Consider the following 6,026-nt stretch of genomic DNA (forward strand, 5'->3'; position numbering starts at 1 on the left):
GCCAGGGGGGGCTGTGACCGCATAATGCCCGGTCCCACCCCATCGCCGACGAGGCTCCCGCATGGCCCGCATCATCGCCATCGCCAACCAGAAGGGCGGCGTCGGCAAGACCACCACCGCGGTCAACCTGGCCGCGTCGCTGGCGCGGCAGTCGCAGCGCGTGCTGCTGGTGGACCTGGACTCGCAGGGCAATGCGACGATGGGCAGCGGCATCGACAAGCGCGAGCTGGCCGCCTCCACCTGCGACGTGCTGCTCGGCGAGAGCAGCGCCGAACAGATCCGGGTGACCGCGCCGGAAGGCTTCGACCTGCTGCCGGGCAATATCGATCTCACCGCCGCCGAGATCCAGCTGATGGACCAGCCGGCGCGCGAGCAGCGGCTGAAGACCGCGCTGGCGCCGCTGCGCGAAGCCTACGACTTCATCCTGATCGACTGCCCGCCGGCGCTGTCGCTGCTGACCCTGAACGCGCTGACCGCCGCCGACTCGGTGATCGTGCCGATGCAGTGCGAGTACTACGCGCTCGAGGGGCTGACCGCGCTGCTGGAGACCATCGAGGCGCTGCGCGCCGAGCTGAACCCGGCGCTGGAGATCGAAGGCGTGCTGCGCACCATGTTCGACGTGCGCAACAACCTGGCCAACGCGGTGTCGGCGGAGCTGACCAACCACTTCGGCGACAAGGTGTTCCGCACCATCGTGCCGCGCAACGTGCGCCTGGCCGAGGCGCCCAGCCATGGCCAGAGCATCGTCGGCTACGACCGCACCTCGCGCGGCGGCGTCGCCTACCTGGGACTGGCCGGCGAGATCGTGCGCCGCCGCAACGAACGCAATCGGCCGATGCCGGCCATGGAGACCATCTGATGAGCGCCAAGCCCCCCGCCCTCGGAGCGAAGAAGCGCGGCCTCGGCCGTGGCCTGGAAGCGCTGCTGGGGCCGAAGGGCGCGGCCGCGCCGGCGCCGACCGCCGAGCTGCAGCCGGGCGAGAGCCTGCGCCGCCTGCCGGTCGGGCAGCTGCAGCCGGGCAAGTACCAGCCGCGCCAGGAGATGGACGAGGCCAAGCTGCAGGAGTTGGCCGAGTCGATCAAGGCGCAGGGCGTGATCCAGCCGATCGTCGCCCGCGAACTGGCGCCGGGCAGCTTCGAGATCGTCGCCGGCGAACGCCGCTGGCGCGCCTCGCAGTTGGCTGGGCTGAGCGAAGTGCCGGTAGTGGTGCGCGAGCTGGACGACCGCACCGTCATCGCCATGGCGCTGATCGAGAACATCCAGCGCGAGGATCTCAACCCGCTGGAAGAGGCGCAGGCGCTGCAGCGGCTGATCGACGAGTTCTCGCTGACCCACGCCGAGGCCGCCGAGGCGGTGGGCCGCTCGCGCGCGTCGGTGTCCAACCTGCTGCGCCTGCTGGAACTGCCGCCGGCGATCCGCGCGCTGCTGGAAGCGCGGCGCCTGGAGATGGGCCATGCGCGCGCGCTGCTGACGCTGTCGCCGGAGCTGGCCAGCCGCCTGGCCTCCGACGCCGCCGACCAGGGCTGGTCGGTGCGCGAGGTCGAGCATCGCGCCCAGCAGTTCGCTGCCGGCAAGGTGCCGAGCAACCGCAAGGCCAAGCCGGCGCGCACCGCGCCGCAGGCCGACATCGCCTCGCTGGAAACCGAGCTGTCCGAGTCGCTGGGGACCAAGGTGTCCATCGCCCATGGCCGCGGCGGCAAGGGCAAGCTGGTGATCCACTACACCGACCTGGACACGCTGGACGGCGTGCTCGAGAAACTGCGCCCGCGGCAGGCCTGAGCGCCGCCGCCCGCGTCCGCCAGGACCGTCCCCGCCATGCATCCCAGCAAGGTCGACCGTCACCACCTGCTGCGCCTGACCGACCTGCCCAACGTCGGGCCGGCCTGCGAGAAGGACCTGCGCCTGATCGGCATCCGCGTGCCGGCGCACCTGCAGGGCCGCGATCCCTACGACATGTACGCACAGCTGTGCCTGCGCACCGGGGTGGTGCACGACCACTGCGTGATCGACGTGTTCCTGTCGATCGTGCGCTTCATGCAGGGCGAGACGCCGCGCCCGTGGTGGGAGTTCAGCAAGGAGCGCAAGGCGGCGCTGGCCAAGGACGCGCCGCTGACCCTGCGCTGAGGCCGCGCGCCGCGGCGCTGGCCAGCAACCGGAGCATTGCATGAGCAACGAGGACACGCAGATCAGCCCGGGCGGCAGCCCGATCCTGCACCACCGCGAGGAAAAACCGTTCGCGCTGGCGAGCGGCGAGTCCTGCCTGGCGCAGATCGGCGCGCACATCGAACGCCACCTGGGGTCGGTCGCCGGCGTGCTGCACGAGATCATCTCCGACACCGTGCACCTGGATGTGCACGTGGTGCCCGCCACCGACGAGGTGCCGTATCTGCGGCTGGTCACCTCGGGGATGAGCGACCTGCCGATGGCCGTGCCCGAGGGCGTGGGGGCACCGCGCTTCATGGAGCTGATGCTGACCCTGCCGCCCGACTGGCCGATCACCCAGGACGATTTCCAGGATGAGCGCCATTACTGGCCGCTGCGCCTGCTCAAGACCCTGGCGCGGCTGCCGCACAAGTACGACACCTGGCTGGGCTTCGGCCACACCGTGCCCAACGGCCACCCGGCCGAACCGTACGCGCCCGGCATCGGCTTCGACGGGGCGATCGTGCTGCCGCCGGTGAGCACGCCCGAGGCGTTTGGGGAACTGGTCGTCGATGCCGACAAGACCATCGTGTTCATGACCCTGGTGCCGCTGTATCCGGAAGAAATGGCGCTCAAGCTGAAGAAGGGCGCCGAGGCGCTGATGGACCGCTTCGACGCCAAAGGCCTGCAGGACGTGATCGATCCCGCCCGGCCCAATGTCGCCCGCAAGCGCTTCGGGCTGTTCTGACCTGCCGTTCCGATCCACACACCGCGCACGCCGTTCCACGCTTTCCAGGACTTTCGCCATGCCCATCCTCGTCACCGGCGCCGCCGGCTTCATCGGTGCCCACACCGTCCGTGCGCTGCGCGCCGCCGGGCAACTGGTGGTGGGCCTGGACAACTACAACGACTACTACGACCCGCAGCTCAAGCGCGACCGCGTCGCCGCGCTGTGCGCGAACGCGGACATCCGCACCCTGGACCTGACCGACCGCGACGGCCTGGCCGCGCTGTTCGACGAGGTGCAGCCGACCCGCGTGGTGCACCTGGCCGCGCAGGCCGGGGTGCGCTATTCGCTGCAGAACCCCTACGCCTACGTCGACAGCAACCTGGTCGGCTTCGTCAACATGCTGGAGCTGTGCCGGCACCGCGGCGTGGAGCACCTGGTCTATGCCTCCAGCAGCTCGGTGTACGGCGATTCGGCGACGCCGCCGTTCTCCGAGGACCAGCGCATCGACCAGCCGCGCTCGCTGTACGCGGCGACCAAGGCCGCCAACGAGCTGATGGCGCACACCTACGCGCAGCTGTACGGCCTGCGCGCCACCGGGCTGCGCTTCTTCACCGTGTACGGCCCCTGGGGCCGTCCGGACATGGCGCCGCTGCTGTTCAGCCGCGCGGTGCTGGCCGGGCGCCCGATCGAGGTGTTCAACCACGGCCGCATGCGCCGCGACTTCACCTTCGTCGCCGACATCGTCGCCGGCGTGCTCGGCGCACTCGATCATCCCTCCAGCGAGGCGGTACCGCACCGCGTGTTCAACCTCGGCAATCACACTCCGGTGGAACTGGAGCGCTTCATCGCGGTGATCGAGGACGCCGCCGGGCGCAGCGCCGAGAAACAGTATCGGCCGATGCAGCCGGGCGACATGATCGAGACGATGGCCGATACTGCGCGGGCCCACGCCGCGTTCGGCTTCGATCCGAGCACCCCGATCGAGGTCGGCCTGCCGCAGGTGGTGGCCTGGTGCCGGGAGTATTTCGGCGCCGCCGCCTGACGCTTCATCCGCGGATCATCGGTTCGCGGCACAATGCCTGCCGCTTTTTCCCCCACGCGCGCCCCGCGCCCAGCCTTGCCGAATCCATGAGCCAGCTTTCCCTCTCCGTCGTCGTCCCGGTGTTCAACGAGCGCGACAATGTGCCGCCGCTGGTCGCCGAGATCGTCGCCGCGCTGCGCGGCACGATCGATTTCGAGATCGTCTACGTCGACGACCATTCGCGCGACGACACCCTGGCGGTGCTCGAAGGGCTGAAGGCGTCCACGCCGGAGCTGCGCGTGCTGCACCATGTCAGCCAGAGCGGGCAGAGCACCGCGGTACGCAACGGCGTCAAGGCCGCGCGCGGGCTGTGGATCGCCACCCTGGACGGCGACGGCCAGAACGATCCGGCCGACATCCCCAAGCTGCTGGCCGCGCGCCAGGCAGCCGAGCCGCTGGTCAAGCTGTTCGCCGGCTGGCGGGTGTCGCGGCAGGATTCGGGCAGCAAGCGCTGGGCGTCGAAGTGGGCCAACGCGATCCGCGCGCGCATGCTGCGCGACGACACCCCGGACACTGGCTGCGGCATCAAGCTGTTCGAGCGCGAGGCGTTCCTGGACCTGCCGTACTTCGACCACATGCACCGTTACCTGCCCGCGCTGATGCAGCGCGCCGGCTGGCAGACCCTGAGCGTGCCGGTCAATCACCGCCACCGCACCTCCGGCGTCTCCAAGTACAACAACCTCAACCGCGCCCTGGTCGGCATCCGCGACCTGCGCGGCGTGGCCTGGCTGATCGCGCGCAGCCGCCGCACCGCGGTGCAGGAGCGCTGAGATGGACGCGCATTTCCTCAACGAACCGATCCAGGCGCTGTACTGGACCGGGCTGCACGTCACCGGCTGGAAGCTGATCGGCTACGTCGGCGCGCTGATGTTCGGCGGCCGCTGGCTGGTGCAGTTCGTCGCCTCCAAGCGCGCCGGCAAGCCGGTGATCCCGCGCCTGTTCTGGTACATGAGCGTGGTCGGCAGCCTGATGACCCTGAGCTACTTCATGTTCTCGGCCAAGCAGGACTCGGTGGGTGTGCTGCAGAATCTTTTCCCCGCCTTCACCGCCTTCTACAGCCTGTACCTGGACATCAAGCACCGCGGCTGGCACCGCGACCGCGCGACGCATTGAGCGCGGTGCCGCTGCGCGCGATTGCAGGCGGCGCATGATCGCAGGCGGCGCGTAACACTCCCCGATCGCGACCCGCCACTGTGGGAGGGACTTCAGTCCCGACGCGTGAATCTTTCAGGTCTCGGTAGTGCCGCCCTCTGCTTCACACAGCAGCGAGCACCGGCTTTCTGACGCCACGCCTGTGAGTTTCCCCACGCCTCTACCGGTCGATCCCCGATGGTCCCGCATGATCCGCCCTGCAACCCTGGCGTCATGCACAGCAGAATTCCCCGAGGTTACCGCGCGCTGCGTGCCGGGCGCTGGAGCGAGACCGGGCGCATCTATCTGGTCACCACAGTGACCTGGCAGCGCCAGCGCCTGTTCGAGGACTGGCGCTGCGCGTGGGCAGCCGCGTCCTGCCTGGGCCATGCCGACACCTGGGCCGGCGCGCAGCTTCTGTGCTGGGTGCTGATGCCCGATCACTGGCATGGGCTGGTCATGCTCGAGCGCGGTGCGGCTCTGCCAACCGTCGTGCGCGACGCCAAGGGCCGCGCCGCCAGGGCGGCCAATCATGCGCGGGGCCGCGGCGGCGCCGTGTGGATGGAGGGGTTTCATGATCGTGCACTGCGCGACGCGCGGCAGTTGCTGCCGGCAGCGCGCTACATCGTCGCCAACCCGTTGCGCGCCGGTCTGGTGCGCCGCGTCGGCGACTACCCGTACTGGGATGCGGTTTGGCTGTGTCCGGCCGCCACCGCGCCGTGCGCGGCATCTTGCTCGGGTGCAAGTGCGACGGCGTGATGCCGCGCAGACCGACGTTGAGGATTGCAGTCGCATGGTCGATGTCGGCACCAGCAGGCCTGCGACCGCTGCAATGGCTGCAGTTGCTGCTGGATGCTGTCGCAGGCGGAGCGACCGCGCGTCGGGACTGAAGTCCCTCCCACAATGGGAAGCCATCCTGCGCAGCGGCAGCGGCAGCCGCAG

Annotated in this window: 8 protein-coding genes; all 8 read left to right on the forward strand. The window is 69.8% G+C overall.

Annotated elements, in window-relative coordinates:
• Positions 1-61: 61 nt before the first annotated feature.
• The gene (locus tag D180_RS17920) at positions 62-859 is read left to right on the forward strand and encodes an AAA family ATPase (protein ID WP_017913880.1); all 798 of its coding nucleotides are present in this window, start codon (positions 62-64) and stop codon (positions 857-859) included.
• Positions 859-1,779 carry a ParB/RepB/Spo0J family partition protein gene (locus D180_RS17925; RefSeq protein WP_017908742.1) on the forward strand — a complete coding sequence of 307 codons (921 nt, stop codon included), beginning with the start codon at positions 859-861 and terminating at the stop codon, positions 1,777-1,779. The genes D180_RS17920 and D180_RS17925 overlap by 1 nt, the downstream gene beginning before the upstream one ends.
• 36 nt (positions 1,780-1,815) lie before the next feature.
• A complete protein-coding gene (locus tag D180_RS17930; protein WP_017908743.1) occupies positions 1,816-2,124 on the forward strand; it encodes a helix-hairpin-helix domain-containing protein in 309 nt (102 codons plus the stop codon).
• 40 nt (positions 2,125-2,164) lie between these two features.
• A complete protein-coding gene (locus D180_RS17935; RefSeq protein ID WP_017913881.1) occupies positions 2,165-2,890 on the forward strand; it encodes a suppressor of fused domain protein in 726 nt (241 codons plus the stop codon).
• A gap of 58 nt (positions 2,891-2,948) precedes the next feature.
• On the forward strand, positions 2,949-3,914 hold the full coding sequence (locus tag D180_RS17940; protein ID WP_017913882.1) for an NAD-dependent epimerase/dehydratase family protein: 966 nt from the start codon (positions 2,949-2,951) through the stop codon (positions 3,912-3,914).
• Between the two features lie 86 nt (positions 3,915-4,000).
• On the forward strand, positions 4,001-4,723 hold the full coding sequence (locus tag D180_RS17945) for a glycosyltransferase family 2 protein (RefSeq protein ID WP_010342743.1): 723 nt from the start codon (positions 4,001-4,003) through the stop codon (positions 4,721-4,723).
• Between the two features lies 1 nt (position 4,724).
• On the forward strand, positions 4,725-5,066 hold the full coding sequence (locus tag D180_RS17950; protein ID WP_017913883.1) for a lipid-A-disaccharide synthase N-terminal domain-containing protein: 342 nt from the start codon (positions 4,725-4,727) through the stop codon (positions 5,064-5,066).
• A gap of 216 nt (positions 5,067-5,282) precedes the next feature.
• Positions 5,283-5,843: a transposase gene (locus D180_RS17955; RefSeq protein ID WP_232760569.1), complete on the forward strand. Its 561-nt coding sequence runs from the start codon at positions 5,283-5,285 to the stop codon at positions 5,841-5,843.
• Positions 5,844-6,026: the final 183 nt, after the last annotated feature.

Source organism: Xanthomonas sp. SHU 166 (genome assembly GCF_000364685.1).
In the GTDB taxonomy this organism is placed as follows: Bacteria; Pseudomonadota; Gammaproteobacteria; order Xanthomonadales; family Xanthomonadaceae; genus Xanthomonas_A; species Xanthomonas_A sontii.

Excerpts from the sequence above, each read along its gene's own strand:
- D180_RS17920 (WP_017913880.1), top strand. The coding sequence starts at position 62 with ATGGCCCGCATCATCGCCATCGCCAACCAGAAGGGCGGCGTCGGCAAG.
- D180_RS17925 (WP_017908742.1), top strand. The coding sequence starts at position 859 with ATGAGCGCCAAGCCCCCCGCCCTCGGAGCGAAGAAGCGCGGCCTCGGC.
- D180_RS17930 (WP_017908743.1), top strand. The coding sequence starts at position 1,816 with ATGCATCCCAGCAAGGTCGACCGTCACCACCTGCTGCGCCTGACCGAC.
- D180_RS17935 (WP_017913881.1), top strand. The coding sequence starts at position 2,165 with ATGAGCAACGAGGACACGCAGATCAGCCCGGGCGGCAGCCCGATCCTG.
- D180_RS17940 (WP_017913882.1), top strand. The coding sequence starts at position 2,949 with ATGCCCATCCTCGTCACCGGCGCCGCCGGCTTCATCGGTGCCCACACC.
- D180_RS17945 (WP_010342743.1), top strand. The coding sequence starts at position 4,001 with ATGAGCCAGCTTTCCCTCTCCGTCGTCGTCCCGGTGTTCAACGAGCGC.
- D180_RS17950 (WP_017913883.1), top strand. The coding sequence starts at position 4,725 with ATGGACGCGCATTTCCTCAACGAACCGATCCAGGCGCTGTACTGGACC.
- D180_RS17955 (WP_232760569.1), top strand. The coding sequence starts at position 5,283 with ATGGTCCCGCATGATCCGCCCTGCAACCCTGGCGTCATGCACAGCAGA.